Genomic DNA, 25,813 nt, shown 5'->3' on the forward strand with positions numbered 1-25,813 from the left:
GTCAATGGCGCGAGCAGTGCGCCGCTCAGAGGGGTTTGCGGACCAAGAAGCAGTACAGCGGTGTGAAGATGCCGGCCTTGCCTCCTGCTACATAGGCGTTGGCGGTGCGGTCCATCAGCTTGATTACATCCGCGGCACCCTTGGGGAAGACTCCGATCACCTCGGCCACTCTTGTCGCCCCGAACATCACCTTGCGGCCTAGCGGCGTCCTGCGCAGGGCGTTGCCCAGGGTATTGCGTTGACTGGCCATCGGCTGATACCACGGAGTGGTCGTATCACCCTCGCCAACGGCGTGGTCCCCTGCCTCAAGTACTTGAAATCCCACCGCGGCGAGGGCTTTGTTCACCTCGTCCATAGTCGCGATGTCATTGAGCGCTATGCCGTGCTTGAGCTCTTCCTTGATAGCCCGGTGCCGGTCGTCGTCGACATCGAACTCGTCAGTCAAGCACATTTCCTGACCCCACAAGAGGGCTCCGGGTTTCAGCACACGGAAGATCTCGGCAAATGCACCCTCTTTGTCCGGGGCATGGCATGTCGACTCAATCGCGTATCCCCGGTCGAATGTGTTGTCGGCAACGGTGCCCATGTCCATGAAACTGCACGGCAGGTACTCAACCATGTGGTCGAGCTCCGCCGAAGCATTCAATGACTTCGCCTTCTCCAACTGGTACTCGCTGCTGTTGACTCCGACAACCTTGACACCGGTGTCGCGGACAACCTGGCGCATTGGGCCGCCGATCCCACAGCCGACATCGATCACCTCCATGCCTTCTTGCAGTTCCAGCTTGGAGATCATCAAGCGCTGATGTCGGAGCTTGGATTCCTCCAGGCTCTCCTGGGGCGACAGCGGCGCGAAATGGAGCGACTCACCCCAGCCGAACACCATGATCTCGGTGCAAAGGTCGTAGTAATCCGCGACGGTCTTGGCGTGGTCGTAGTCTGTCGTGTCGGCATCACCCGATGACGCTCTGCCCATCCATCCGTTGAATTGCTTTACCAGGCTGCGGGCATCTGAACCGCGGTACGCGTCCTTCATCCCGGCGGACAGCTTGTGGAATTGCCGCAGTTGCTTTGAAATCGGGACTTGCATTCCCCACCCAACTAGAAATTCGGAAGCTGGGCGCGCCACAGCAACCAGCAGGTCTTAGGGCACTGTAACCGTATGAACGGGCTGTTCTACAAGCGTAGCGTCGGCTGGAATGGCCAGTAGGGTTCCGCATGTGAGCGATTTCTCTGGCCGGTCTGGCGGGGCGCTGGTCACCGGGGGCAGCGGCGGCATCGGCGCAGCCATATCCGTGATGCTGGCCCAGCGGGGCAGCCCGTTGGCATTCACCTACCGGTCCAACGCAGAAACCGCCGAACAGGTGGCCGCCACGGTGCGCGCCGCTGGCGTGGACGCCCATATTGGAAATCCCCCGCTGGAGGACGCCGATGCGATGCGGGCGTTTGCCGACGAGGCGGCCGAGCGGCTGGGCGGGCTGCACACCGTGGTGAGCGCGGCGGGGCCCCACGTGCCCCAGATGTACCTGTCGCAGACCGACCCCGCCCTGTTCGCCCAGCAAATTGAGGCCGACGTGATCGGGGCCTTCAACCTGACCGTGGCCGCGCTCCCCCATCTGCGACCCTCGGGGGGCAGCATCGTGTATGTGACCACCGCGGCCACCACCGTGTTTCCCAAGCGCGACGCCCTGTCTTCGATACCCAAGGGCGCGGTGGAATCGCTGATGCGGGCGGTGGCGGTGGAAGAGGGCCGTTTTGGCATACGAGCCAATTGCGTGGGGCCCGGAATGCTGGAAGACGGCATGGCCGCCCGGCTCATGGCGGACGGCGATCTTGATGAGCGGGCGCTGGAGGTGGCCCGGACCAATATCCCGTTGGGCCGTTTCGGCAAGGCGGTGGACGTTGCCGAGGCCGCTTGCTTCCTCGCCTCCGACGCCGCCAACTACATCAGCGGCCAAAAGCTCGACATCGACGGCGCGTTCACCATCTAACGCTGAGCGCCTAGTCCCACTCCTCCACCGTTACCCGGTGCATGAGGCGGCGCTCGATGTAGTCGGGGACGGCGAAGTGCTGGACGGACCGGTTGTCCCAGAAGGCGATGGAGTCGGTGCCCCACCGGAATCGGCACTGGAACTCGGGGGAGCGCACATGGTTCAACAAGAACGGCAGCAGAACGATGTTCTCGGCTTCGGATACCCCCACTAGGCGGGAAGTGAAGTTGCTGTTCACGAACAGGGCCCGCCGCCCCGTTTCCGGGTGCACCCGCACAACCGGGCGGATCAACTCCGGGTATTCGTCCTGCATCGTGTCGAGGTGCTCCTTGGCCAGACCTTCGTCGATGGCCCGGGTGAGGGTATAGGTGAGGTCGTGAGCTGCCTCCAGCCCGTCGACAAGCGTCCGCATCGGCTCAGACAGCTGTTCATAGGCCTTGTACATGTTGGCGAAGCAAGTGTCGCCCCCCACATCGGGCATCTCCACCGCCCTCAGGATGGTGCCGAGTGGCGGTTTGGGCATGTAGGTGTTGTCGCTGTGCCACCGGGCGGCCAATCCCCCCACGGGGGCGACTTGGTCGAGCACGGTAATCTCCGGGTGGGAGTCCAGCTTGGGACCGAACGGCGCCACGTTGATGGGGCCGAATCGCTGGGCGAAGGCCAAATGCTGATCGGGGGTGATGGCCTGGTCGCGAAAGAACACCACCAGGTGGTCGAGCAAAGCCTGGCGGATGGCGGCGACGGTGGCGTCGTCAAGTTCTTGGCGCAGATCCACCCCGAATATCTCGGCACCGATATCGGAGGTCAGAGGACGGATATCCAAGGCAGTCATGAGCTTGCTACTCAGCAAAGTCTCCGGCATCGTGGCGGAGCGTGCGGATGGCGTCGTCCAACGCTCTAAGGGTGTCCGCCGACAGCCCTGCCAGCCCGAACTCAATGTCGGCCAACGCATCGGCCGCCTTGGCCACCACCCGACGGCCCTCATCAGTGATCTCGGCCAGCACGGTGCGGCGGTCGTCGGCATGGGGCATCCGTCGAACCAGTCCATCGCGCTCCAAGCGGTCGATGGCGTTGGTGACGCTGGTGGGATGGACCATCAGCCGATCGCCCATCTTTCCCAGTGGCAGCGAGCCACGGCGGGAGAAATGGAGCAGGGCCAAGGCCTCGAATCGGGAGAAGGTCAGGTCGAACGGCGCAAGGGCTTCGTTGATCCGTCCGATTACCAGTTGGTTGGCGCGGGTGATCGAAGTGGCCGCCGACATGGCGTCAACGGCTCGCCAATTGTTGGCCTTCCAATTTCGCCGGGCCTCGCCGATGGGATCGAATGGGAGCATTCGACCGCCACTTTAGGTGACCACCGCTCGGCCCACGCCTGTCGGGGGGCGATCCCTCCACCTGCCTCACGAATGGCTAATCTTTACCCGCTTGCCCCACCATGAGGAGCTTCCATGATCGTCGTTGCTGGTTCCGTTACCGTCCCTCCCGACAACTCGGAGGCATTCATGGTCGCCGCCGCAGACGTCTCCGCTACGTCACGAACCCTTGACGGCAACATCGACTACTGCATCTCGATGCAGGCGCCGGGCGTGTTCAGGTTCTTGGAAATCTGGGAGACCGAGGAAGCCATGATGGCTCAATTCGCCGGTCCCCACTTCGGAGCGTTCCAGGCCGCGGTCAACGAACTGGGCATGGCGGGGATGGACGGAATGAAGTACGAGGTTTCCTCGGTCGCCCCGCTGTTCGGTTAGCCGCAACGATAATCAGCCCGATCGCGATTCCTACTGCCCCTCTGGCTACGCTGTGACCGCTCATAACCACTTTGAGGAGATCCCATGATCGTTATAGCCGGCACTGGCTCCCTTTCCCCCGAGAACACCGAGGCGTTCATGGCGGCCGCCAACGAGATGGCCGCCGCGTCCCGGGCCGAGGACGGCAACGTTGAGTACGTCTTCTCGGTGGAAGCGCCGGGCAAGATCCGCTTTTTCGAGATATGGGAGAGTGAAGAGGCGTTGGGCGCCCACTTCACCGCCCCGCATATCGCGGCATTCGGCGCTGCTATCAACGAATTGGGCATCACCGGGATGGACGGGAAGAAATACCAGGTCTCCTCGGTCAGCCCGCTCTTTGGGTAGCCCGTTCGGCCACCTTTCGTCCAGGGTGGCGTGAAGAACCAGCGGGAGACGGGCAGACTGAACACGGTGGAGGACTATTTCCAGCAACTGGTGCGCTCTTGGCGCAGCGTCACCTCCCGAACGGTGCGCGAGGCCGTGGCCGTTCTGTTGCTGTTGATCGTGGTGTTAGGGTCGGGTTTCTCCGCGCTCACCACCTATGCCGATCTGGTGGTGTTCGACGAAGACCGCTTCACCGAGGAACTCGCCGGGATCTTTGACGACGAAGACGTCCACAACGTGGTGGCCGCTTCCTTCATCACCACCACAATTGAGATGGCCGATCTGCCGGTCACGCCCGCAGGCTCGGCCGGCGCTCAGCAGGCCATCCAGCAGGAGGTCCCCGCGGTGGTGGGGGAGTTGCTCACTGATGAGGCCAATAGCCAGCTGCTGCAGCAGGCAGTGCGACAGGCTCACGGCGATGTGTTGGCCGTAGTAGGCGGCACCCGGGTGGCCAACCCGCCCATCCGGAGCGTTGAGATCGATTTGGGGCCGATCTTCAACCAGACGCTGGCTGAAATCGCCACCGGCGAAGAACTGGCCTTTTTGAACAGCGTGACACCGCCGGTCGACGCCGGGGTGGTGACCGTGCTCCAGCGCACCGAGCCGGGCGACAGATTCTGGGAGTTCCTCGGTCAGCTCCAAGACCGGCGGTCCTCCACCATCACCCTGATCCTGCTGTGCGGCATGGGCGCACTGTTGATATCGCCGTCTCGCACTCGCGTGTTGTGGAGCATGGGCGCCGGCATCGTCGCCATGGCCGGGATCCTGGGGGTGGGAATCTACGGCTCCCGGGCGCTGCTGGCTGTGCTCATCGACAATACCGACACCGTGCGGGCCGCCCAGTCGATTCACGAAGCCCTGCTGGGGGATTTGAGCGGCCGATTGGTTGATATGGCTCTCATCGGGGTGCTGATGATCGTCATCGGCGCGGCCCTCGGCTGGCTCTGGCGCCGCTTCGGCCCCACACCTCCCGAAGAGAGGGCCTTGGCCGTTTCCGAGGCCAACCCAGTTCTTTGACCCTGATGATTATGAACCGGTGAACTTCGCCTTGCCGGGGCCGCTCTCGAGGAAGCTGGCTATGCCGATGTGGGCGTCGTCGGTGTCGAAGCAGGCGGCGAAGGCATCCACCTCTACCTCTAGGGCGTCATCGAGGGAAAGGAAGTAGCCGTCGAGGATGGCTTTTTTGGCCAGGGTGATGGCGGCAGGGCCTGAGGCGTAGCGGGCGGCCAGCTTGATCGCCTCGTCGTACAGTTCGTCTTCGGGATGGACGGCAGAGGCCAGTCCTATGGCCACCGCCTCATCGGCTCGCACGTTACGCCCGCTGTAGATCAGTTCTTTGGCCATGGTTATGCCCACCAGGCGACTAAGCCTCTGCGTGCCTCCCCCGCCGGGAATAAGGCCCAGCAGAATCTCCGGTTGACCCAACACCGCGCTTTCCCCAACCAGGCGGAATTCGGCGGCCATGGCCAGCTCGCACCCTCCACCGAGGGCGTAGCCGTTGATGGCGCAGATTGTGATCTGGGGGAGAGACTCCAGCGCCCGAAAGGCGTCGTTGATCCGCTGGCTCAGGTCCCGTGCGTCCTCGATGCTCATCCCGGAGAACTCAGTGATGTCGGCGCCGGCGGCAAACACCTTGGGCCCGCCCCAGATCACCACCGCTCGGATGTTTCTGCGCCCGGCCAGCTCGTCGGCCGCCTGATGCAATTCGGCCACGACCTGGGCATTCAAGGCATTGACCTTAGGTCGGTCTAACCGCAGCGTCGCCACCCCATCGGCGGTGCCGGTCTCAATCCTGACAAATTCGCCCATTTCCATGCTCCTTGCCATTTGAACCCGCCAACCGTATTCCCTCCACAAGGCGGGTACTCAGTCATCCCGAAATGGCACACTCAGGAGATGTGGGCAGAAACCATCAGGGCGTCGGGCAAGCGGTTCTCTGACCGTCCGGCCCTTGTGGCCGAGGAGGGATGGCGGGTCAGCTTCTCTGACCTCGACCAGCTGACCGACGAGGTTGCGGTGGGTTTGGCCCGCAGAGGCGTAAGCCACGGCGAGGTGGTGGCCCTGCTGGTGCCATCCTCGGTGGACTACATCGTGCTGTACGGGGCGCTGGCCAAGCTGGGGGCCATCACCGCCGGAGTTAGCAGCCGCCTGCCCGCTCCCGAGCGTGCCGTGCTGGTGGACGAAGTGGCCGGCGCCGATCGGGCCATCGCCACCGCCGCCATGGCAGAAGGGATGAGCCTGGACATCGACGTCATAGAGGTCGCCCTTGCCAACAGGCCTGGTTCGGTGTGCGCCGATCTCCGGGTGCGTGACGAGGCTCCTACGCCACTTCCCCCCGACGGCAACCGGCCGGTGGCGGTGGTGTTCACCTCGGGAACCACCGGCGTGCCCAAGGGGGCGACGTTCACCGACCAGATATTGGCCGACATCGCCGTCGTCGACACCGGCAACGGTTGGGGGGAAGGAGGCCCCATCACCTCCAACACCCAGATGGCCCATATCGGAGTGATGGGCAAAGTGCCGGCCCAGTTCGCGGTGGGCACCACCCTTCATGTGATCGACAAATGGAACGCCACTGCGGTGTTGGATGCCGTATCCCGCTACCGGATGCCCGCAATGGGCGGCGTGGCCCCGCAGATCGCCCTCATGCTCCGCCATCCCGACTTCGACCAGTACGACTTCTCATCGGTAAGGCTCGTGGTCACTGGCGGGGCGCCTTCGCCCCCCAATGTGATCGAGGAGGCCCGCCAGCGATTCGGGGCCGACTGGACTCAGCGGTACGCCTGTACCGAGGCCGGGGGAATTGGAACTTTCACCTGGATCGACGCCCCCATGGAGGAGATGCTCTACACCGTGGGGCGGCCTCGACCAGGCATCAAAGTGGAGGTGCGCGACCCCGACAGCGATTTGGCCGTGCCCCCCGGGACAGTGGGAGAGGTGTGCTTTCGATCCCCCACGGTGATGGCCGGGTACTGGCGCAATCCCACCGCCACCGCCGAGGCGCTTCGGGGCGGCTGGCTCCACACCGGTGATCAGGGCTGGATCGACGACACCGGTTGCCTGCGCCTGGTGGGCCGCCGGGGAGAGGGTTTCCACCGGGGCGGTTATGTGGTTTTTCCCGTGGAGGCCGAGAAAGTGCTGGCCTGGCACCCCAAAGTGGCCGGTGTGTGCGTGGTTCCCCGGCCCGATGAGGTGATGGGAGCCGTCGGAGTGGCCGTGGTGATCCCCGCCGACCCCGCCGACCCACCCACCCTGGCAGAGCTGCGAGCCTTCGGCCAGCAGCACATCGCTGCCTACAAACTCCCCGAGCACCTCCACCTCACCGATGCCTTCCCCCTAACCCCCATGTCCAAAATCAACCGCAAAGCCCTAGAACTCCAACAAGTTGAAGAAGCGGAGAAGCGGTAGGCGGGTTGGGGGGTGGCCGGGCTCAGGGTGCCTGCCGCCCGCAGCTCTGCGAGGACGGCGGGCTGGGCCCGGACAGGACCCGCCAACCCGCCGGAGGATGGTAAACCCAGTCAGCGCGGCTCCTTCGGCAACCCCAAAACCGCTTCTCCCACGCCGTTCTTCATAACCTCGTCGGTGCCACCGCCGATGCGAATGGCGCATGCTCCAAGCAGGAGCTGCTTCCACGCGTAAGTGCCCCACTCGCCGGTGTCGGCGCAGATGCGAGGGCCAAGCAGCCGGGCGATCATCGACGCCGCCCAGTTCATGTGCCGGGCGGTGCCGTACTTGGTTGCCGCCGGGGCCAGCGGAGGCCGCCGGTTGGCATTCCACTCCACCAGCCGGTAGCCGGTGTACAGGCGAGCCAGGTCTTGGCGCACCACCGGATCGTCAGCCAGGCCGAATTGTTGAGCAAGCTGCACCACCTTCTGGGGGGCAGCCAACCCCGCCAGCCCGCTGCCGCCGTATCCTGCACCCCGCGAGCCAATCGAGGCCCGCTCAGATTGCAACGAGGTGCGGAACACCGACCACCCAGCGTTGACATCGCCCACTCGGTAGCGGTCACTGATGCGGGCTCCGTCGAAGAAGACCTCGTTGAACTCCGCTCCGCCCGTCATCTGCCGGAGAGGCCTCACGTCAGTGCCCGGGGTGTCGAGCGGGTAGATGAAGGCGGTGATGCCCTGGTGCTTGGGTGCTTCGAAGTCGGTGCGGGCCAGCAGAAGGCCGATGTCGGAGAAGTGGGCCCGAGAGCTCCACACCTTCTGTCCGTTGATCACCCACTCGTCGCCATCGGCAGTCGCCCGGGTGCTTAGCGAGGCCAAATCCGACCCGGCCTCCGGCTCGCTCAGTAGCTGGCAGGCCAAGACGTCCCCCCGGTGCAGCCGGGCCAGGTACTGGTCTTTGAGCCATTCAGAGCCGTGGGCCAAGATCGTGGGGGCCACCACCCCCAGCGAACTGCCGAACATGGTCTGCGACGGCACCTGGTAACCAGCCTCCAAGTCGAGGTAGATGCGTTCGTATTCCGGGTCGAGGCCCCGTCCCCCGTAGGCAAGCGGCCCGGTGATCCAGCCGAACCCCGACTCCCACATCTTGGCCCGCCACTGTTGAGCGGCCCTGACTGCCGCCTGCTCATCCGCAGCGCTCTTCTCGGCATACACGGTAATCTCGTCAGAGCCGATTCCCCAGATGAACTCGCCCGCAAAAGCCCGCTCGGCGTTGGCATCCAAGAACGCCCGGGCCGCATCGCAGAACTCAGCCAGAGTCGGGGTCACGCCCCAAGTTTGGCTGCTGCCCGAACGCCACTGGAAGGCCAAAGCCCAACTTGGACGTGCCATCTGCCCGTACGCTTTGGCCAAATCCGTGCGATTTAGTTTCACATCTGAAAAACTGTGGTCAGTTTTGACTACTGGAGTCGGACACAACGGACCGGGGGTATGACGTGTTGTCATCTTTGAGTGCCATTCAGCGCGGAGGCGTGTACATCTTTTTCGGGGGCGTGATATCTGCCATCGGCAGGGCGCTCAAGCCAGGGGTTTTCGTTGACAGCGTCGACTGGAACAACATCGACGGACTAGTGCGTGCCATGGACGACAATGCGGTTCTCACCCATACCTCAGCGGTGCTGTACGCCTTTGGACTGATGTTCCTCCTCACTGGCCTCAACAGCATTAGGCACTTTGTAACCGAGCAAGGTCTGGCAGGAGACATGATTCGCGGCGGGACGCTGCTGGGAATGCTGTGCCTCTTAGTCATGGCAGTGATCGAAGGGTTCGACCATATGGCCGTCAGGGTGCTCGACGACGGCATCGGCAGGAACGGCCTCGCCAGCATGGACATCGCAGTTTCTATGCAGTCGGCCAAGCTCGCGATGCTGCTGATCACCTGGCCGATCTTCTATGCGTCAATAGGCATCGCCGGCCTCGGCGGCCTCCGCCTGCTGCCCGCAGGAGCTCACCGAACCATTCAGGGTGTCGCCTCACTGGTGATGCTGCTGATCTCAGTGCTGCTCCTCATGTCCGCGGCCCTGGAGGCCAACGGCTTCTGGATGGCCATCCAGTGGATCATCGCCGTAGTGCTCGCTATCTGGAGCTTGGCTCTGAGCCATGCCTCCTTCATCGGCAAGGTTTCGGAATCGAGTTCCTAGCCACTTGATCATCACGACTTTTCTGGCGTCGGCCGAGGAGGGCTGAAGCCAGAAAGATCCTAAACAATTTGACAATATCAATGGCGCAGTGACCGGAGATGGGTGGCCGAGTCTTCCCGTTTACCGGTCGCTGCGCCATTTGGGCCTCTGATCGGCTAAGCAAGGCGCCATGACAGCGCTGCTCTCCATCAATCTCCGCACCTTCGCCGCCTCCGACCCTGGCCCCGGAGGTTGGCAGCCCGTGCTAGATCTGGCCAAGGCCGCCGATGCCGCCGGTGTGGACAAGGTAGTGGTCAGCGACCATGTGGTGTTCGGCGAGCGCCTCGAGGCCTACGGCCAGCCCGAATTGGGGGGCATGGCGGGAGGTCGCCAACCCACCGGACCCGATGGCCACTGGCTGGAGCCAACCACGGTGTTGACGGCGCTGGGAGCCACCACCAGCAACCTTCGGCTGGGCAACAACATCTTGTTGGCCGCTCTGCGCCGCCCAGTGATCCTGGCCAAGCAGCTGGCCACCCTCGACGTGCTCACCGGCGGCCGCGTTGATCTCGGTGTGGGCGTGGGGTGGCAGGCCGAGGAGTACGAGGCCGCCGGACTGGACTTCGCCGAGCGGGGTGCCCAGCTCGACCACACCCTGGCGGTGTGCCAGGCCCTATGGGGCTCCTGCCCGGCCGATTTCAGCGACGACCAGCTCGAGTTCTCCCGCATCTACATGCAGCCCCAGCCGGTGCAGCCCGGCGGGGTGCCCGTTTGGGTGAGCGGCACGGTCAACCCCCGGGCCATGCGCCGCCTGGCCCGCTTCGGCGCCGGCTGGATCCCCTGGGGCGACTACATGGGCGGCGACATGGCCTCCCACATCGACCAGATGCGGGCGGCGGTGGCCGGTTTCGACCGCGACCCGTCTGACATAGGGGTGGTGGGCACTCTCCCGATCGTGCGCACCGACGACGGCGTTGACCTGGCCGCCACCATGGACAGCGTCCCGGCCCTGGTCGAAGCCGGCGTCACCGACTTCCGAGCCCACCTCCCCATTCCCTCCGACGCCGCCGAGGCCCACGACTTCCTATCCGAGGTAGTAGCCGCCTTCCGCCCCTCCGCCGGCCGCTAGATGTTCAGGGCGACCGACCCGAGCCAGATGTTCTTGCCGAAGGTGGCGAGGATGGACTTGGGGGATTCGTAGGCGGGCATTAGGCGGGCGACGATGGCCCAGAACTCGGGGGTGTGGTTGGTTTCGTGGAGGTGGGCGAGCTCGTGGACAACGATGTAATCGATGAGGCTGGGCGGGAGCTGGAGGGCGGCCCAGTGGACGTTGATGCGCTGAGGGCCTTCAGTGGGGCGGGCTGAGCCCCAGCGGTAGCCCAGGTCCCTCACAGCAACATCGATGGAGCCTTCTCCTATCCGAGCGGCCCAGGGGCGGATCCTCTTTCGGAGCCATTGAGTGCCGGTGCTGGTGTACCAGCGGCGCATAGCCGCCGGTCCCTGATCTACCTGAGACGGGTTCATGAGGAAGCGGCCTCGCTCAAGGCGGACGTCGGCTACCTGGTCAGTGAGGGTAAGGCGGTAGCTGCGACCGAGATAGGCGAAGCCCTCCCCCTCGACGAATTGCTTTGTGATCGGCGGTCCGGTCAGGGCGTCTTTCTCAGCCAGCTTGCGGTACACCCACCGGCGCTTGTCGATCACGAACTGGGTCGCCCGTTCGATGGATGTGTCTAGAGGAGCTCTGAGAATCAGCGAGGCATCCCGCTCAACGGTGATCTCAATCGTGGTGCGGTCGCTGGGGGGAGCGATCGCCAAAGCGAGGTCGCCCACAACAAGCTCGGGAAGCTCGTGGAGACAAACGACAGCAGCGGCCGTCATGCCAGTCGCTGCTGATTGGCCTTGGCCAGGTCGACGAGCTCAACAGCCAACTCGTCGAGGCTCTTGAAATCAAACAGGTCGCTCTTATCGAGCTTGCGCTTCACGGCCTTGCGGAGTTCGTCTTGTTTGGTGGGGTTGTCCCAGAATCCAACGGTCTTGATAGTGCGTCGGATATCGGAGACGATCTCCCGGGTCTGGGCGATGAGCTGATCGGAAGCATCAGGATCGGAGCTGGCCACCTTCTCGGCCATCTGCCCGTGGAAGGGCAGCTCAGTGGTCGGGTCGAGCCCGGTGTTGTCCTCATCAGTGCGTCCGACGTTGATATCGGCGATCAGCTCTTCGAATTCAAGGGCAATCTGATCCCACCGGTCTTCAAGCCGCTCAAGAATCTCGTCGATGCGCTTGGAGAGCTTGCCGTAGTAGGCGGGATCTTCGTCGAGGTGCTCGCGGATGTGGTGGCGGGCCGCGTGCTCCATCTCGGACGCCTTGGCCCGATCAGAGTTGATTTCCTTGATTCGGCTCCGGAAATCGGGGTCGGTGATCCTCAAAGGCGCGATCTTCTGAGACAGGTCGAGCACCGTGATGTGCTCGTCGATCAGCCGACGGACCTTCTCCTTATACTTGAGCGGATCGAAGTCGCCATCGGGCGTATCCCGGTAGCGGCGCCGGGTGGCAATCTGGATCTCGCCGAAGAGGTTGGCGTCGTCCACGAACCGAAGGGCCTCGGGCCGGGGCAGCACGGTGTCGAAGGTGGTGAGGAACATCCGCAGCGCCACATCGAATTCGGCTCGTAGCCGCTCATCACTGAGAAGGTGGACGCAGTCTTCGATGGCATCGACGGTTACAGCCGGCTCGATCCCCCGCTGCACGAAGATCTGGCGAACCCGTTGGCGCTGCGGCTCCAGCTTCTCGATCTCAGCCGCCAGCGGACGAAGCGCACCTTCCACGTCCGGATCGATTTCGCCATCGTCGCCGGCGTAGGCGGCCAGTGCCTGGGTTAGCTGCGAAGACACGCCGTAGTAGTCCACCACCAGCCCGTAGGTCTTCTTCGGTGCTGTCCGATTGACCCGAGCGATTGCTTGGAGCAATTCGGCCTCTTGGATCATCCGGTCGAGATACAGGACTTGGGCCCAAGGTGCGTCGAATCCGGTGAGCAGCATCGACTTCACAATCAAAAGCGACAGTGGACTGCGGTTGTCGCCCTCTTCTCCCAGCGGCGATTTGAAGCTGTTGATTCGGGCCTCTTGGTTCGCCTTGTCGGTCCACTCGGCGTAATGCGGAGGATCGTTGTGATCGCCCGAGATCACCGGCGCGAATTCCAGCGCACGGATCAAATCCACCTGACCCGCCGCTCCCCGCAGAAACGACTCTTCAGGATCGAGGAGACGAGAGTCGCTAGAACGGTCCAGAAGGTCGTTCCGGCGCTGGTCGAGCTCGATAACCAACTCGTCTCTGGCTGTGTTCAATGCGCCGAAGTACCGCAGGCATGCCTCCCGGCTTGTGGCCACGATCATGCCCTTGAACCCGTCGATCAAGTTGGCGTGCAGCGTCGACGCCTGTGAGCGATGCGCCTCATCGACCATCACCAGGATCGATTCCGACTCGTTCAGCGTTTCGAACGTCTCGCCTTCGCCCAACCCATCGGCGTCGTCCCCAGAGGTGTCGCGGTACTTCTGGATCATCGCCATGACCACGGCCGGGCCTGGCTGGCGCAGCAGTTCTCGGACTTCGGCCGCGCTTCGGGCGACCTTGACGGTCTCGCCGACCAGTGCTGCGGTGCTGTTGAGCTGAGCCTGAAGGTCGGTGCGGTCGGTGACCAGGACAATCTTGAAGCTTCGGAGCTGGGGGTGGCTGCGCATGGCCCGGATCAGGAAGACCATGGTCAGGCTCTTGCCCGAACCCTGGGTATGCCAGATGATTCCGCCGCGGCGATCGACATGGCCATCGACGGCGCGTGTATCTCCGGTGAGCAGCCGCCGAAGTGCTTTCTGGACGCCGCGGTATTGCTGATACCGACCGACGAGCTTGATCGTGCGGCCCGCTCCGATGTTGGTGAACAGCGTGAAGTGCCGGACGATGTCCAGCAGCCGCTCGGGCGCCAGCATTCCTGCCGTCAGCAACTCCTGTTGCGTGACGGCATCGGCGGGCTTGCCGAGCGAGGCGGCGACCTCGTCGACAGTGGCGGGGCATGGGTCTTTCCATGCCATGTAGTGCTCGGGTTCGGCCGAGAACGTCCCCGCCTGAGCGCGCTCGCCCGTCGTGGCGACGGTGAGCTGATTCGTCCAGAAGAGCTGCTCGGCGCCTTCATTGGCTCCACTGTCTCGTTGGTTGGCGTATCGGCGGAGCTGGTCAATTGCATCGGTGATAGCGCTGTCATGGCCAGGCGGTTTGGCCTCGATCACGACCAGAGGAATGCCATTCACGAACAGCGTCACGTCGGGCCGGATGTTCGGCGCCTGCCCCGGCGTGGCCACCGAGAACTGCGATACGGCAAGGAAATCGTTGGCCGGCCAGTCATCCCAGTCGATGTGGTTGACGACTTGGTCTCGGCCTCTGTCCCAGCCGTCGAGCCCCTCGACCGTGGTTCCGCCCAGCAGCAAGTCGGTCGACAACCGGTTTGCCTCCAGCAACTTGGCACCCGCCGGCATCGACCGCAGTTCCGCGATCGCAGCGCTGATTCGAGCCTCGTCCAGCCACGCGCTGCCGTCGGGACCACGGTTGATCTCTTTCAGCGCCTCACCGAGCCGCCGTTCCAGAAACACATCGCGATCCGCCGCACGGGCGTCGACTCCGTCAGCCTGCCGTTCGGACCAGATCAGCGTTTCCCAACCCAACGAGGACAAGTGCTCCAGCAGCGGCCGTTCCACCCGTTCCCATTCCGGGCCCGACGTCACGTCGCCACCGTCCGAACCCGTCCCGACAGGAGGTCCGCTGCGAGACCGGCACGAAGCCGCCGCAGCTTCGCCAGCTCAGCCTCCTCTGCCGACACACGCTTTTCGTGGGCCTGATACAACGTCACAACCCGCTGCTGCTCGGTCAAGGAAATTCGATCTACCAAGAGCGCTCCCAGAAGCGGCATCTGCAATCGGCCAGTGCCATGGCTTGCCTCGTCCACGAGCCTCAGCACCTCTGACTCCCGCGCAGAAAGCTGCAGGTGGAGGTATGCGGGAAGCCAGTCGCCCGTTGCCTGCAGCGCCTTGCAGTCCTGCCCGAACGCGAGCGGCACGGCGGCGACACCGACGCGGAACTCGCTCTTGAGACTCATACCGCGCACCACGCAGATCAGTGTTCCCGGCGGCACGAGTCGGCTCCCGGCGCGCACCCCGGCGGCCGTGAGCGTCCGCGTCGAACGCGAGAGGTACTTCTCGCGAAGGCTCGACGCCGTAATCCAAGGAATCGGTCCGCCCCAGAAAGACGGCTCATTCGTATTCGGCGTACCTCCCGAGAGCCAGTCACCGACGCTATTGAGCGGCACCGGCGTCCCGTTGTCGGCGCACTGAAGGGCCAGTTGGGCCAGCAGGGCGCTCCGTAGATCGCCCAGCTTGGCGAGCACGCTTTCTGAAGCGCGGATGGATCCGTCGATTGTGTCAAGGACATCTGCGATCCGCCGCTGCTCTTCCAATGGCGGCACGCGGACTAGCCATCGAAGAGTCTCAGCAGGCTTTACTCGGACGTGCGAATTCGTAGTTCCGGTTGCTACTGCCTGCAGCCTCCGTGCGTACCGCGTGCCCGACAATAAGTGCTTTAGGTAGGGCAGGTTGAGGTCGTCGACGCGCGGCACATACACCATGAACTCGGTTGATGCCACAGCTCGACGCTCGCCCGTGAACTCAAACGCTTGTACTCGCATCTTTCGTGGATTGAGCTTCGATACGAGCACCGCAGACTGCACTAATCGAAACTTTCTGCTTTCAATGTGCCGTCCCGCTTGGGCAAGTGGGCCACCGATGGCGTCGAAAGCCGGCAGGCTGTAGTGGGAAAATATCTCGTCCGGAAAGGCTGTTGGCGCGATCTGCTGACTCTCAATCTCGACAATGAAGCCAAGTTCCTTAGTGACCCAGTCAGCCATATCCCAGCCTCATTAGGTGCTCATCGAGACGAGCAACGGAAGTGTCGCGTTTGGCTTCGAGATCGCGCAGGGTGGTGCCGTACTTGCTGACAAGACCGTCGTACCAGGCGAGGGCGCTGCGTTGGATGTCGGAGAAGTGATCCCCCATCAGCGCCTCGATGCGGTCGTGCAACACGCCGATGGTCTCGTGGTGAGATTCGACCTCCGACATGGCAGCGAGGGTTTGGCGGGCCGTAGCAAGAAGTGACGTGTCGATGGCCTTGAGCAACTTCTTGGACCAAGAGCGCTCCGACCTCATCTTCTTAATCTCGGTGGATGTCGGGCTGTCCTCGTGGAGCTCTTCCTCCTCATCGCCGGAAACCTCGGCCACCTTGATCTCGGCATCCAAGCTGGCGAGCGCGGTAGCAATCTCGGTCCGGGAGTTCAGCTGGGGCCCGGCCAGGAGTCTGATCGCAATCTGATCAGTCAAATCGACAGCGTTCTTGTCGTCTTGGCTGGCTTCGGCAGTGGTGAGCCAGGCCTCGATGACTGCCTTCCAACCCCGGCTGGCCGCAGTTTGAAGTTCGTGGACGCTGTCCTCCCACCATGTGGCTGCAATGCCGGCCGCGACGAAGCCGTCTACACCGGCATCGGCCATTTTGGCGCTGAAGTCCTCGACAAGCTGTCGGCGTACGCCGGCGAGGCTGTCCAAACCGGGCAGGTCGCGCAGCATTGGCTCGACGGTGCCGGCCCACCATTGGGGCCATGAAGTGGCGGCTGAACGTTGGGCCACGGCGTAGCCGATGGCACCGTGTGCGGCTTCTCGCCCTTCGGGAGAGGCGATGTTGTGGCACCAGTCGGCGTAGCCATCGCCGCGATCGGAGAACAGGACCTCAAGGGCATTCAAACCAGCCCGCCCCAACAGCTCTGCGGCATCGGCGATCTCAACAATGGGCACGCCGCCGTGGAGGTGGGCTCGAACGTCGTGGGGCTCGGGCGGTGGGGAGTTATCGGCATAGCGTCGGATGTTGCAGTTGAAGTCGTTCTCGGCCAACTCGTCGATGGTGGCGATCTTGGCGAAGCCGTCCACGTCGGCGAAGTCCCGGTAGGTCGCCGTGATCTTCTCTTCGTCCCGGGGACGCAGGTGATTCTGCGCACGGCCCTCGCCGTAGTCGCGATCGGCGTTGATGAACAGCACCTTGCCCCGCCGCTCGGATGGCTTCGAACCCTTGGCTCTCAGGATCAGGATCGCAGCGGGGATGCCGGTTCCATAGAACAGATTCGGGCCGAGACCGATGACGGTGTCGAGGAGGTCGTCTTCGACGATCTTCTGACGGATGGACCCTTCGACCCCGCCTCGGAACAACACCCCGTGCGGCATGACCGTGGCGACGATGCCGTCGTCGGTGAGGACGGCCAGCATGTGCTGCAGGAACATGAGGTCGGCCTTCTTGCCGCCCTCAGGGGTGTAGCCGTAGTGGAACCGCTCGGTGTGGGCGAGCGAGTCCTTGTCGTAGTTCTGGCTGAACGGCGGGTTGGTGATGACACGGTCGAACCGCTTCAGCTCGCCGCCGCTGGTGTGCTCGGGGTTGGTGAGCGTGTCGTTGTTCTTGAGGTCGGCGTCCCGGATGCCGTGCAGCAGCATGTTCATCTTCGAGATCGACCAAGTGGTGCCGTTGTTCTCTTGGCCGGCCAGTACGAGGTTTGCAGGATTGCCGCCGTTGTCGACCACATGGTTGCGGGCGTAGATCAACATGCCGCCAGAACCCGAGCACGGGTCGTAGATGCTCATGCCGTCCTGCGGGTCAACCAGGCGCACCATCAGCTGGACGACCGGGCGAGGTGTGTAGAACTCGCCGCCCTTCTTGCCCGCAGAGTCGGCGAAGTCTCGGATCAGGTACTCGTAGGCCGCGCCCAGCAGGTCGGGAAACTCGAAGTCTTCGTTGCGCAGCCGGTACTTGGTGAAGTGGTCGATGAGGTCGCGCCACTTCTTGTCGGTGACCGTCGATGTGCCCACCCGCCGGTTGAAGTCGATGTGCTGCAGGACGCCTTCGAGCGAGTGATTGTGCTCTTCAAGTGCAGCGAGCGCCTTGTTGAGCCCGTCTCCGACCTGGTGGTGCAGTTCGTCGCGCAGCGTCGACCAGCGAGCCTGAGGCGGTACGAAGAACGCTTCGTTGTAGTAGTCGGGGTCGTCGGCGCGCTGCTCGGCTTCCTCCTGCGAGCGGCCCTGCGCAAGCTGGTCCTCGATGACCCGGCGGCGCTCCTCGTCGAACACATCGCTCGCCCGCTTCAGGAACAGCGCTCCGAAGATGTACTCCTTGAACTCCGACGCATCCATCTTCCCCCGCAACGAGCTAGGAAACTACGTAGAGACCCCTTAGCTATCAGTATTGGAGTGGTCGTCCATTGCAATGCTGGCTGGAAGGTACTTAGCATGAGTGCGTCGCAAATATTCGATTGCGGAACCTTCGTCAGCATGGTGCTCTAAAGCCTCCTTCATGAATAAGAGACGCCGACGATGGTCCTCAATGAGACGGGACCATGGAAGGACCCATATCGAATAGTTGTCGCCAAGGTCTGCAAGACCAGGTTGGCGGTCTTTCTGATTTTCAACTAGTCGCGTAAGTGATCCATCAAGCTCGTTGCCGAGCAGCCAAAACTCCCAATGCGTCTCCGAATTGTGAAATCTTGAATTCCCCAGCACAGCCGTTGCATAGTCTTGAACTTGACCATATTCACTCATGCTCAAAGTCACTGAAGGTGCCTTCAGCTCGACGACAAGGTGTTCGGCCTTCCTCGAACCACGCCCCGCAATGCGAGCCGACAGCATCAAGTCAACCCTTGCTGTCGTGCCATCTTCCCGCAATACTGGCTCTTGTATCAGTTCATCCCGCCCAAGAATTGATATGTGCTCCCTCAGGACGTTTGTGAGTCCTCGTTCGCTTATTGCTGATTCGAAGTGGTCACCGAACACCCATAGTTCTCCTTCAAGGATCGGATGCAATTGTTTCCGTTCACCTATCTCAGAACTGAGATCAAACAAGAGGAGATCGAGCGCCTGAATGAAGTTAAGCCGATCAGTCACTTGTCGAGTTGCTGCGATAATTTTCGACAGTTCAGTATGCTCCAGCAATTCGGCAAGTTCATTCAGTCTTTGTACATCTAAACGCGCAACTTGCCCAAGTATCCGGTGGATGCTGTCAGGTGAGAGTTCAACCGCCTCTTGAAGTAGGCGGAGTGTGACCCTTTTGTTTGCTGGTTCTGATCTTGCAAATGCTGGGCTAGCGGCGTTCATCGTGAGAGCAACCAGATCGAACACCTGCCGCTCTGCCTGCTCTGCAGAAGTAAGTGTCACCGCCTCCTGATCTTCATAAGGATAAGCACCCTCTTGCTTCCACTCCTTGATGACTTCCGAATCTCGCTCATCAGCGCGGCGGCGAAAGTGCTCTCTGAGTTGGTCTTGGGCAACCCGAATTATCGGGGCGATATCCTGGCTCAACTCGCCCAAGCCGAGAACCTGTTCATATTCTCGAAAACCATCCCAGTGGGCATAGGCTGTGAAGTTGAAGGTGGGAGCCTGAATCCCCGGAGGTATGGAGTGAAGCGAGAAACCAGCCAAATCACATAGGTGAAGGGCACGGTCAACCTCCTGGTTCCACTCGACAATTGTGAGCGATGCCCTACCATGCTCCTCGTTCTCCAACTCCATCTCATACTCAGCAACGTTTGATTGGATCGATTCTGGGTCGAGTTTGACGCCGTTCAGTCGAATCTCAAGACCGCGCTGCTCGCGAATGCGGAGGGCAAAAGTGCCTGTGAGCTTTGCCCGGACCTGGTCTTCATCGACAAACCACTGGGCCAACTTTGCGGGATCCCTGATCGAGACAGTCGTACCGACTTCATCGCCGGCCTCCTCAGGACCTTGAACTTTGCAACACTTCAAACTGGCCTTATGGATCGAAAGGCGCGTACGGATGCGGTCCTCTCCAATTGCTGCAACGCTGTTCCACTCAGCCACTCCGCCCAACGCAAGGGCCTTGAAGCGTCCCTGACCCGCATGACCATGAAGCTGGACTTTTCGATTTCTGCTCCGGTCGCTCGTAGCCTTCCACGAACCACCTAGATGACCGAATGCATCAGATACCTCTTCAGGGGCAATTCCATGGCCGTTGTCAATGACCTGAATCCATCCCACCCCTTGATCGCCTGCCAGAGCGGAAGGGTGGATGACCACATCGACTACATCAGCCTCAGCGTCGAGCGCGTTCCAAATGAGCTCGCTGACTGCTGCAAGAGCCGTTGCCTTGGCCACTCGTTCGAGATGGTCTCCCTCCACGACAAGGTCTAAGTTCTCCACTACTTCAGCCTCCCACGAGGGTGCGACACCTCGAAATCAATCTTGCCCCCCGGTAGACGAAACGGAACGGCGGTCTGCCAGCCCGTTTGCGCTTGGGGAGCGTCATCGCCACTTGGCGAAATCCAACCTGTCAAGCCTCCTGACCTGGCCTTTTGAGGTCCTGCATGACAAATGCGGGTCAGTGATCTTAGGTTTTTGGGACGGTTAGTTTGCGTCAAGCACCATCCCTGTTGAGCGTAACACCTTGCTTAGCACAGTGCTGCGGGATTCCGAATGGACGAGCAAAACAGCGGCGGTACGGGGACAACTACTCGTCCCCGCATACGATCGGGAGGTCTGGCACGCGAGTCACAAAGTACTGCGCCCATGTGTTCTCTCACGCTACAGGTGGTAGGTCTTCCTCGGTAAGCACATCACCCCATATCAGCCAAAGGTCACGAAGCAAGGGATTGTCGAGGCGATCTTCCTTGCCAAGCTCGTAGAACCTGCGCAAGCCAAGCCCGGTCGCTTCCGCATTCCTCCTCAACATCTCAACGATGTCCTCTCGTGGAACAGTCAAACTGGCCATGGGGCCTCCTTAGCGTCTCCCCAGGTTGTGGCACTTGGGGAGCACCTGCTTAGAGCTTGCTAGCGGTAGCCACAGCCAGTACCACTGCTTGTAGAGCAAGTAGCCGGGGAGTCTGCTGATGGCGTCGCTGTCTTCCCGCCCTCTGCTGGTTGCTAGTGCCGAATCGGCCTCCACCGCGGATAGCCTCAATTCGGCTGCCTGGCGGCACCAATAGCGACCTCCCGGTCGCCCTCACTTCCACCCACCAAGACGTAACCCCGGCCGTTTGCCGAAGCATTGACGGTTCCGGGGTTTTCACGAGTGAGGATACCGACCGATGCCCGCTTCGTCAACGTTCGATCCCCAGGTCATCCTAAGTCGCCTGACCATCGACCGACTGAGGTCGTACCTCGAGGACTGCGACGACGACCTAGATCTGGCACTCGACCTCTACGCTTGGAACGCGCAGATTGCTGCCGCCTTCCTCGAAGACCTTGGACGGCTCGAGGTGGTACTCCGCAATCGATTCGACGAGGCCCTAACCGCCCTTGCCGCATCGGACGGCTTGCCCCACCCCTGGTACGACCACCGCCCGCTCTTCCCCGGCCGCGGCAGCAGGCATATTCTCAAGGTGATCGCGAAGGCTAAAGGGCGGGCTGCTCGACATGGGCAGCCACATCCACCCCAAAGCAATGTGATCGCCGAGTTGGGATTCGGGTTCTGGCGCTTTCTATGCACAGAGCGCTATCTCACATCACTGTGGAGTCCGGCCTTGGCCTCAAGATTCCCGCACCATCCCACACCAAATAACGCTGTTCAGATTCAGATCGACGTTGAGTCACGGATAGATCGTCTCCACTTCTTGAGAAACCGTGTCGCCCATCACGAGCCCTTACACCGTCGAGAATTGGCAGCTGACGCTGCGTTGATCTTGGAGCTCATACGATGGATGTGCTCCGACACGTATGCCTGGATGGCTGACTTGTCCCGCATCCCTGCCGTATTGGCGTCCAGACCGGCCTGACAATCTGCTCAGTCCCAAGAAAGTCGTTGCCCCAAACTTCTGCGCCTCGCAAACTTGGTGCCCTAGACCTCGGAACCGTTCCTGCTTCGGCACGCGGCCGGGGTTACGCCTTTGTGAGGGTCTTACTGATCGCTGCGACAAGTGTGTCGGATTCTGCTTCGAGGAATTCGCTCACGTTGCGGGCGGGAGGTCTTCCTCGATAAGCACATCACCCCAAATCAGCCACAGGTCCACGTGAGGGGGATTGTCGAGGCGATCTCGCTGCTCATTCTGTTTCGTGTAGAAATCAGAACGTGATCACGATCATTAATGGGGGGACGCAGGGGTTGGGTGAGGCGGTGGCGCGCAAGTTGGTGGAGGATGGGGGATCGACGGGGTTGGTGCTGGTGGGGAGGTCTGCCGATCGGGGTCAGGCGCTGGCTGATGAGCTCACCGGGCTGGGCACGCCGTCGGTGTTTGTGGCGGCCGACATTGGGGAATCGGATGCGCCGGGCATGGTGGTGGAAACTTGTGTAGAGCGGTATGGGACGGTGCAAGGGGTGGTGAACGTGGCGGCGCTCACTACCCGGGCCACGCTGTTCGACGACACCCCGGAGCATCTTGACCGTCACTTCGCAGTCAATGTCAAGGGGCCGTACTTCCTCATCCAGGCTGCGACTCGGGTGATGATCGAGACCGGTGTCGCGGGATCGATCGTGAATGTTGGCTCGACCAGCGGCCACGGCGGGCAGCCCCGGCTGACTGCCTATTCGATGTCCAAGGGGGCGCTAGCCACTATGACCAAGAACCTGGCCTACGCCCTGATGCGCCACGACATCCGAGTGAACCAGGTGAACCCAGGGTGGATGGAGACCGAGTCGGAGCACCACACCCAGATGACCCAAGACGGAGCTCCGGAAAATTGGCTGGAGTTGGCCGCCCCTGCCCGACCGTTCGAGCGCCTCGTACAACCCTGGGAAGTGGCCAATGCCATCGCATTCTGCCTGTCGCCCGATTCGGGCCTTCTTACCGGCAACGTGATTGACATCGACCAAACCGTGCAGGGTGCCGGCGAACCACCCCTGCCTGGCAGCGAGGAAACCCCGCTGTTATAGGGCCGCGTACCAACGACTGAAGAAATCTCCTCAGCGGATGATCGAAAAGATTTCGTTTCTTGGTGACATTTATGGAGTATCCTGCCAACGCCGATTTCTGAGAGGACGTGAACATGTCAGGAGCAGTCGGAGTACGCCACTGGTCGCACGTGATCATTCACCCAGTGGACGTTGATGCCTCGCTGGAGTTTTACACCAAACTGCTGGGCTACGAAGTCCTGTCCGACGAGCAGATCTCAGGACCAGGACTGGACGCCATCGTCGGCAGAGAAGGGGTCCAGGGCCGGGTGGTAGTCGGGCTGGTCGGAGGGCAGAAGGTGGAGTTCGTCTACCTGGGCGACACGGGGATGAGCGACCCTCAGGAGAACCAGCGCGGCTTGCAGGGATTTACCGTCCGGGTTGCCGACATCAATGAGGCGGCGGACGCCTGTGAGGCTAACGGTGTCCCAATTGTCAGCGGCCCTTCGGAGATCAAGGGATTCTGGCAATTCATGATCCTGGACCCCGACGGCGTGATGATCGAGATCTCCCAGACGCCCCCCGGCGTCGAAGTATCAGGACCGTTGTCGTGAGCAATCAAGCTCAGCAAGCGTCCAGCCCGGTTGCGCTGGTTACCGGCGCGAGCCGGGGAATCGGCCGGGCCAGTGCGTTGGCTCTCGCCAATGTGGGATACGACGTGGCCATCACCGCACGGACGGTGAGGGAGGGCGAAGGGACGATCGGGCCGCCGACTTCGGACGGCGGAGGCGACGTGGCCGTGCCCGGGAGTTTGGAAACAACGTCCGCCGAGATTGCCGACCGAGGACAGCGTGCCCTGCCCATCACCATGGATCTGCTGTCTGAGGAGTCGGTGCGTGCCGCCGCCGATACAGCCCTCAGCGAATGGGGTCGGGTCGACGTCTTGGTGAACAACGCCATCTGGAGCGGCCCGGGCTTGCTCGACCCGGTGGGGGTGCTCGACCTCGGGGCCCTCGATACCGCGTTTACCGCCAATGTGCTGCGCCAGGTGCTTCTCACCCAGCTCATCCTGCCCTCGATGATCGAACGGGGATCGGGGCTTATCTTGAATCTCACCTCGTCGGCCGGCCAGGTCGACGATCCGCCCTATGAGGTGGTCAAGATGAAGATGCTCGGCTTTGCCCACTGCGCCTCTAAGGGCGCCTTCCACCGCATGGCGCCGCTGATTCAAGCCGAGCACGAGTCAGATGGAATCACCGCGGTGAACATCGATCCCGGATTCACCTGGACCGAGACGATGGAGGCGCTCGACTTGCACAACTTCGGCGGAGCGCCCCCCGAAGCCACCGGGACGGTGGTGGCCTGGCTGGCCGAGGACCCCGAGCGAACAGCACGGTGGCGTGGGCGCACCCTCAATTCGCTGGAGCTGTGTGCGGAACTCGGGCTGGTCGAGGGATGGCCACCCCAAGACGGCTGATGGCGACCTCCGACATACCGCCGACGATTCATCTTCGGAGCCTCCTGCCCAGCTTGACTCCGAAGCTTGCCATCGTCGCAGAAGAGATCCTGGCCGATCCCGCGATGGTGGTCCGTCTTTCGGTCTCGGACTTGGCCCAGCGAACCGGAACTTCGATGTCGACCATTGTGCGACTGTGCCAAGAGCTCGGTCTGCGCGGCTTTCAAGATTTGAAGCTCCGCCTCGCCGCGGAGGGAACGGCCACTGGTTTCGACGGGCCGTTCGACGCTGACGACCGGGAATCGGTGCTATCCAAAGTCCTGGCTTCAACGGTGGATGCGATCAGCCACACCCAGCACACGCTGGACAAGGCCAGCTTCAATCAGGTCGCCGAGCGGCTCTTCAGGGCCGGCACCATCATCTTCTTGGGTGCGGGGGCCAGCGCAGCAGTGGCATTCGACGCCGCCTTCCGGTTCCGGACGCTGGGATTCCGAGCCGAATTCCACTCCGACTCACATATGCAGCTCACCGCAGCCCGATTCCTCCGGCCGGGAGACGTCGCGATGGCTATCAGCCACTCGGGGTCCACCCGTGAGACCCTTACCGCAATCGAGGCAGCTTCAAGCGGAGGCGCACATTCGGCCGCCATTACGACGTTTGCCCGATCTCCGCTGGCCGAATCGGTTGACCTCGTTTTGCTGGCCGGGGGTACCGAGTCGGAGTTCCGAATCGCCGCGGTCTCCAGCCGACTGGCCCACCTAGCGGTTGTTGATGCGCTGTTCGTCGCAGTGGCCAACTTGCAACCGGAACGGGCTCGAGCCGCCCAGGGGCTGTGGAGTGAAATGATCGCCGAACACCGACTAAGCCCTCCGTGGGCAGCCCGCCGAGAGCCACACGGCTGATTCACGGCTGTAGCAGGTGTTGCCCTAGAGCGTTGATCTCGGCAGGGGACAGAAGCAGTTGATCACGGGCGTACCTGTCGATCCCCCCGAATTCGTGGTCGATGATATCGAGCGAACACTCAATGTAGACCGGATTCGCCAATCCCAATGCCAGAAGAACATCGCGCGAATCCTCGGGGTATTCCGCCAGCCTGAGTTGGAACGTACTGGACTGTTCGACCAACCGATCGTTGGTCAGCATGTAGTCGGCGACGATCTGGTCTCGGCCCACGCCCAACAGCGAGAAGATGACCGCGGCCGCGACGCCGGTTCGGTCTTTGCCCCCCGCACAATGGAAGAGGACTGGGGACTGCCCAATGATCGAGCGGATCAGCGCGGCGAACATCGGGCCACCGGTTCTGGTGATGTGACGATAGGAGTCGAAGAGAATCTCATGGGCATCGTCTGGGGTCAGCTCACCGCCAACCAGAAGCTCCATGATCTCAGCAGCTGTCCTTTCCCCCGGGGGGAACGGTGCGGGCATGATCCCAGCACCGCGGGGAAGCCGAGACGGCCGGGCTTCTATCTCCTCGGAGTTGCGGAAATCCACAATCGTGCGGACTGAGCGCTGTTCAAGCTCGGCCAGATCGACTGCGCTGAGGTCAGCGAGGTCATCAGATCGGTAGACGAGACCGAACCGCACCTGTTCTCCCGCCACTGTGGTCACCCCACCGAGATCTCGCACATTGAGAGCGCCGTCAAAACGAAGAACCCGGCGGAAGTAGCGGGACGCCTGCTCCTCGACGCCATCGGTATTGTCGTGTGCTGGCTGCATCGTCCTG

At 62.2% G+C, this 25,813-nt stretch carries 23 protein-coding genes; 12 read left to right on the forward strand and 11 right to left on the reverse strand.

The genetic code is table 11. From position 1 onward, the window contains the following. Nucleotides 1–25: 25 nt before the first annotated feature. Nucleotides 26–1,036, reverse strand: a complete 1,011-nt coding sequence (locus ACOOGG_RS07345) for a methyltransferase domain-containing protein (RefSeq protein WP_420433797.1) — start codon at nt 1,034–1,036, stop codon at nt 26–28. A 184-nt stretch (nt 1,037–1,220) separates the two neighbouring features. On the opposite strand from ACOOGG_RS07345, the gene ACOOGG_RS07350 reads away from it, so the two are divergent. Next, the gene (locus tag ACOOGG_RS07350; protein ID WP_420433799.1) at nt 1,221–1,991 is read left to right on the forward strand and encodes an SDR family NAD(P)-dependent oxidoreductase; all 771 of its coding nucleotides are present in this window, start codon (nt 1,221–1,223) and stop codon (nt 1,989–1,991) included. A 10-nt stretch (nt 1,992–2,001) separates the two neighbouring features. Here the strand turns inward: ACOOGG_RS07350 and ACOOGG_RS07355 are convergent, their stop codons facing one another. Together ACOOGG_RS07355 and ACOOGG_RS07360 are read right to left on the reverse strand one after the other, a co-directional pair. Next, the gene (locus ACOOGG_RS07355; protein ID WP_420433801.1) at nt 2,002–2,823 is read right to left on the reverse strand and encodes a TauD/TfdA dioxygenase family protein; all 822 of its coding nucleotides are present in this window, start codon (nt 2,821–2,823) and stop codon (nt 2,002–2,004) included. Nucleotides 2,824–2,830: 7 nt separating this feature from the next. Then, complete coding sequence (locus tag ACOOGG_RS07360) at nt 2,831–3,325, reverse strand: MarR family transcriptional regulator (protein WP_420433803.1); 495 nt, start codon at nt 3,323–3,325, stop codon at nt 2,831–2,833. Nucleotides 3,326–3,439: 114 nt separating this feature from the next. On the opposite strand from ACOOGG_RS07360, the gene ACOOGG_RS07365 reads away from it, so the two are divergent. The 3 genes from ACOOGG_RS07365 (at nt 3,440) to ACOOGG_RS07375 (ending at nt 5,179) form a co-directional block, all read left to right on the forward strand. Next, nucleotides 3,440–3,739, forward strand: a complete 300-nt coding sequence (locus ACOOGG_RS07365; protein WP_420433805.1) for a putative quinol monooxygenase — start codon at nt 3,440–3,442, stop codon at nt 3,737–3,739. A gap of 84 nt (nt 3,740–3,823) precedes the next feature. Further along, a complete protein-coding gene (locus tag ACOOGG_RS07370) occupies nt 3,824–4,123 on the forward strand; it encodes a putative quinol monooxygenase (RefSeq protein WP_420433807.1) in 300 nt (99 codons plus the stop codon). A 30-nt stretch (nt 4,124–4,153) separates the two neighbouring features. After that, on the forward strand, nt 4,154–5,179 hold the full coding sequence (locus ACOOGG_RS07375; protein WP_420433809.1) for a hypothetical protein: 1,026 nt from the start codon (nt 4,154–4,156) through the stop codon (nt 5,177–5,179). Between the two features lie 9 nt (nt 5,180–5,188). Here ACOOGG_RS07375 and ACOOGG_RS07380 read toward each other — a convergent pair whose 3' ends face one another. Next, nucleotides 5,189–5,971 carry an enoyl-CoA hydratase/isomerase family protein gene (locus tag ACOOGG_RS07380; RefSeq protein WP_420433811.1) on the reverse strand — a complete coding sequence of 261 codons (783 nt, stop codon included), beginning with the start codon at nt 5,969–5,971 and terminating at the stop codon, nt 5,189–5,191. Between the two features lie 87 nt (nt 5,972–6,058). On the opposite strand from ACOOGG_RS07380, the gene ACOOGG_RS07385 reads away from it, so the two are divergent. Further along, the gene (locus tag ACOOGG_RS07385; protein WP_420433813.1) at nt 6,059–7,570 is read left to right on the forward strand and encodes a class I adenylate-forming enzyme family protein; all 1,512 of its coding nucleotides are present in this window, start codon (nt 6,059–6,061) and stop codon (nt 7,568–7,570) included. Nucleotides 7,571–7,680: 110 nt separating this feature from the next. Here the strand turns inward: ACOOGG_RS07385 and ACOOGG_RS07390 are convergent, their stop codons facing one another. Then, nucleotides 7,681–8,877 (reverse strand): acyl-CoA dehydrogenase family protein, encoded by a 1,197-nt coding sequence (locus ACOOGG_RS07390; protein ID WP_420433815.1) that lies wholly within the window; start codon nt 8,875–8,877, stop codon nt 7,681–7,683. A gap of 224 nt (nt 8,878–9,101) precedes the next feature. On the opposite strand from ACOOGG_RS07390, the gene ACOOGG_RS07395 reads away from it, so the two are divergent. Together ACOOGG_RS07395 and ACOOGG_RS07400 are read left to right on the forward strand one after the other, a co-directional pair. Then, nucleotides 9,102–9,749, forward strand: a complete 648-nt coding sequence (locus ACOOGG_RS07395; protein ID WP_420433817.1) for a hypothetical protein — start codon at nt 9,102–9,104, stop codon at nt 9,747–9,749. 169 nt (nt 9,750–9,918) lie between these two features. Beyond that, nucleotides 9,919–10,857, forward strand: a complete 939-nt coding sequence (locus tag ACOOGG_RS07400; protein WP_420433819.1) for a TIGR03619 family F420-dependent LLM class oxidoreductase — start codon at nt 9,919–9,921, stop codon at nt 10,855–10,857. Here the strand turns inward: ACOOGG_RS07400 and ACOOGG_RS07405 are convergent. From ACOOGG_RS07405 to ACOOGG_RS07425, 5 genes are read right to left on the reverse strand one after another with little or no spacing between them, the layout of a single operon-like run. Then, nucleotides 10,854–11,606: a M48 family metallopeptidase gene (locus tag ACOOGG_RS07405; protein WP_420433821.1), complete on the reverse strand. Its 753-nt coding sequence runs from the start codon at nt 11,604–11,606 to the stop codon at nt 10,854–10,856. The genes ACOOGG_RS07400 and ACOOGG_RS07405 overlap by 4 nt on opposite strands. Then, nucleotides 11,603–14,500 (reverse strand): type I restriction endonuclease subunit R, encoded by a 2,898-nt coding sequence (locus ACOOGG_RS07410; protein ID WP_420433823.1) that lies wholly within the window; start codon nt 14,498–14,500, stop codon nt 11,603–11,605. Before ACOOGG_RS07410 ends, ACOOGG_RS07405 begins: the two co-directional genes overlap by 4 nt. Then, the gene (locus tag ACOOGG_RS07415; protein ID WP_420433825.1) at nt 14,497–15,675 is read right to left on the reverse strand and encodes a hypothetical protein; all 1,179 of its coding nucleotides are present in this window, start codon (nt 15,673–15,675) and stop codon (nt 14,497–14,499) included. Before ACOOGG_RS07415 ends, ACOOGG_RS07410 begins: the two co-directional genes overlap by 4 nt. Next, the gene (locus ACOOGG_RS07420) at nt 15,668–18,004 is read right to left on the reverse strand and encodes an N-6 DNA methylase (RefSeq protein WP_420433827.1); all 2,337 of its coding nucleotides are present in this window, start codon (nt 18,002–18,004) and stop codon (nt 15,668–15,670) included. The genes ACOOGG_RS07415 and ACOOGG_RS07420 overlap by 8 nt, the downstream gene beginning before the upstream one ends. Nucleotides 18,005–18,031: 27 nt before the next feature. Then, nucleotides 18,032–20,011, reverse strand: a complete 1,980-nt coding sequence (locus ACOOGG_RS07425; RefSeq protein WP_420433829.1) for an ATP-binding protein — start codon at nt 20,009–20,011, stop codon at nt 18,032–18,034. An 884-nt stretch (nt 20,012–20,895) separates the two neighbouring features. On the opposite strand from ACOOGG_RS07425, the gene ACOOGG_RS07430 reads away from it, so the two are divergent. The 5 genes from ACOOGG_RS07430 (at nt 20,896) to ACOOGG_RS07450 (ending at nt 24,992) form a co-directional block, all read left to right on the forward strand. Further along, complete coding sequence (locus ACOOGG_RS07430) at nt 20,896–21,582, forward strand: hypothetical protein (RefSeq protein ID WP_420433831.1); 687 nt, start codon at nt 20,896–20,898, stop codon at nt 21,580–21,582. 293 nt (nt 21,583–21,875) lie between these two features. Continuing rightward, nucleotides 21,876–22,676 (forward strand): SDR family oxidoreductase, encoded by an 801-nt coding sequence (locus ACOOGG_RS07435; RefSeq protein WP_420433833.1) that lies wholly within the window; start codon nt 21,876–21,878, stop codon nt 22,674–22,676. A gap of 113 nt (nt 22,677–22,789) precedes the next feature. After that, nucleotides 22,790–23,248 carry a VOC family protein gene (locus ACOOGG_RS07440; protein WP_420433835.1) on the forward strand — a complete coding sequence of 153 codons (459 nt, stop codon included), beginning with the start codon at nt 22,790–22,792 and terminating at the stop codon, nt 23,246–23,248. Then, nucleotides 23,245–24,111 carry an SDR family NAD(P)-dependent oxidoreductase gene (locus ACOOGG_RS07445; RefSeq protein ID WP_420433837.1) on the forward strand — a complete coding sequence of 289 codons (867 nt, stop codon included), beginning with the start codon at nt 23,245–23,247 and terminating at the stop codon, nt 24,109–24,111. The genes ACOOGG_RS07440 and ACOOGG_RS07445 overlap by 4 nt, the downstream gene beginning before the upstream one ends. Nucleotides 24,112–24,164: 53 nt before the next feature. Continuing rightward, entirely contained in the window at nt 24,165–24,992 is an 828-nt protein-coding gene (locus tag ACOOGG_RS07450; protein WP_420433839.1) for a MurR/RpiR family transcriptional regulator, read from the forward strand. A gap of 1 nt (nt 24,993) precedes the next feature. Here the strand turns inward: ACOOGG_RS07450 and ACOOGG_RS07455 are convergent, their stop codons facing one another. Next, the gene (locus ACOOGG_RS07455; RefSeq protein ID WP_420433841.1) at nt 24,994–25,806 is read right to left on the reverse strand and encodes a tyrosine-protein phosphatase; all 813 of its coding nucleotides are present in this window, start codon (nt 25,804–25,806) and stop codon (nt 24,994–24,996) included. Nucleotides 25,807–25,813 lie beyond the last annotated feature (7 nt).

This window comes from Candidatus Poriferisocius sp. (assembly GCF_965214065.1).
Lineage (GTDB): Bacteria > Actinomycetota > Acidimicrobiia > Acidimicrobiales > Bin134 > Poriferisocius.

Bases quoted from the DNA above. Each gene is read 5' to 3' on its own strand.
- ACOOGG_RS07415 (WP_420433825.1), bottom strand. From the start codon at position 15,675: ATGGCTGACTGGGTCACTAAGGAACTTGGCTTCATTGTCGAGATTGAG.
- ACOOGG_RS07400 (WP_420433819.1), top strand. From the start codon at position 9,919: ATGACAGCGCTGCTCTCCATCAATCTCCGCACCTTCGCCGCCTCCGAC.
- ACOOGG_RS07365 (WP_420433805.1), top strand. From the start codon at position 3,440: ATGATCGTCGTTGCTGGTTCCGTTACCGTCCCTCCCGACAACTCGGAG.
- ACOOGG_RS07405 (WP_420433821.1), bottom strand. From the start codon at position 11,606: ATGACGGCCGCTGCTGTCGTTTGTCTCCACGAGCTTCCCGAGCTTGTT.
- ACOOGG_RS07345 (WP_420433797.1), bottom strand. From the start codon at position 1,036: ATGAAGGACGCGTACCGCGGTTCAGATGCCCGCAGCCTGGTAAAGCAA.
- ACOOGG_RS07455 (WP_420433841.1), bottom strand. From the start codon at position 25,806: ATGCAGCCAGCACACGACAATACCGATGGCGTCGAGGAGCAGGCGTCC.
- ACOOGG_RS07360 (WP_420433803.1), bottom strand. From the start codon at position 3,325: ATGCTCCCATTCGATCCCATCGGCGAGGCCCGGCGAAATTGGAAGGCC.
- ACOOGG_RS07440 (WP_420433835.1), top strand. From the start codon at position 22,790: ATGTCAGGAGCAGTCGGAGTACGCCACTGGTCGCACGTGATCATTCAC.
- ACOOGG_RS07380 (WP_420433811.1), bottom strand. From the start codon at position 5,971: ATGGGCGAATTTGTCAGGATTGAGACCGGCACCGCCGATGGGGTGGCG.
- ACOOGG_RS07370 (WP_420433807.1), top strand. From the start codon at position 3,824: ATGATCGTTATAGCCGGCACTGGCTCCCTTTCCCCCGAGAACACCGAG.
- ACOOGG_RS07430 (WP_420433831.1), top strand. From the start codon at position 20,896: ATGCCCGCTTCGTCAACGTTCGATCCCCAGGTCATCCTAAGTCGCCTG.
- ACOOGG_RS07355 (WP_420433801.1), bottom strand. From the start codon at position 2,823: ATGACTGCCTTGGATATCCGTCCTCTGACCTCCGATATCGGTGCCGAG.
- ACOOGG_RS07385 (WP_420433813.1), top strand. From the start codon at position 6,059: ATGTGGGCAGAAACCATCAGGGCGTCGGGCAAGCGGTTCTCTGACCGT.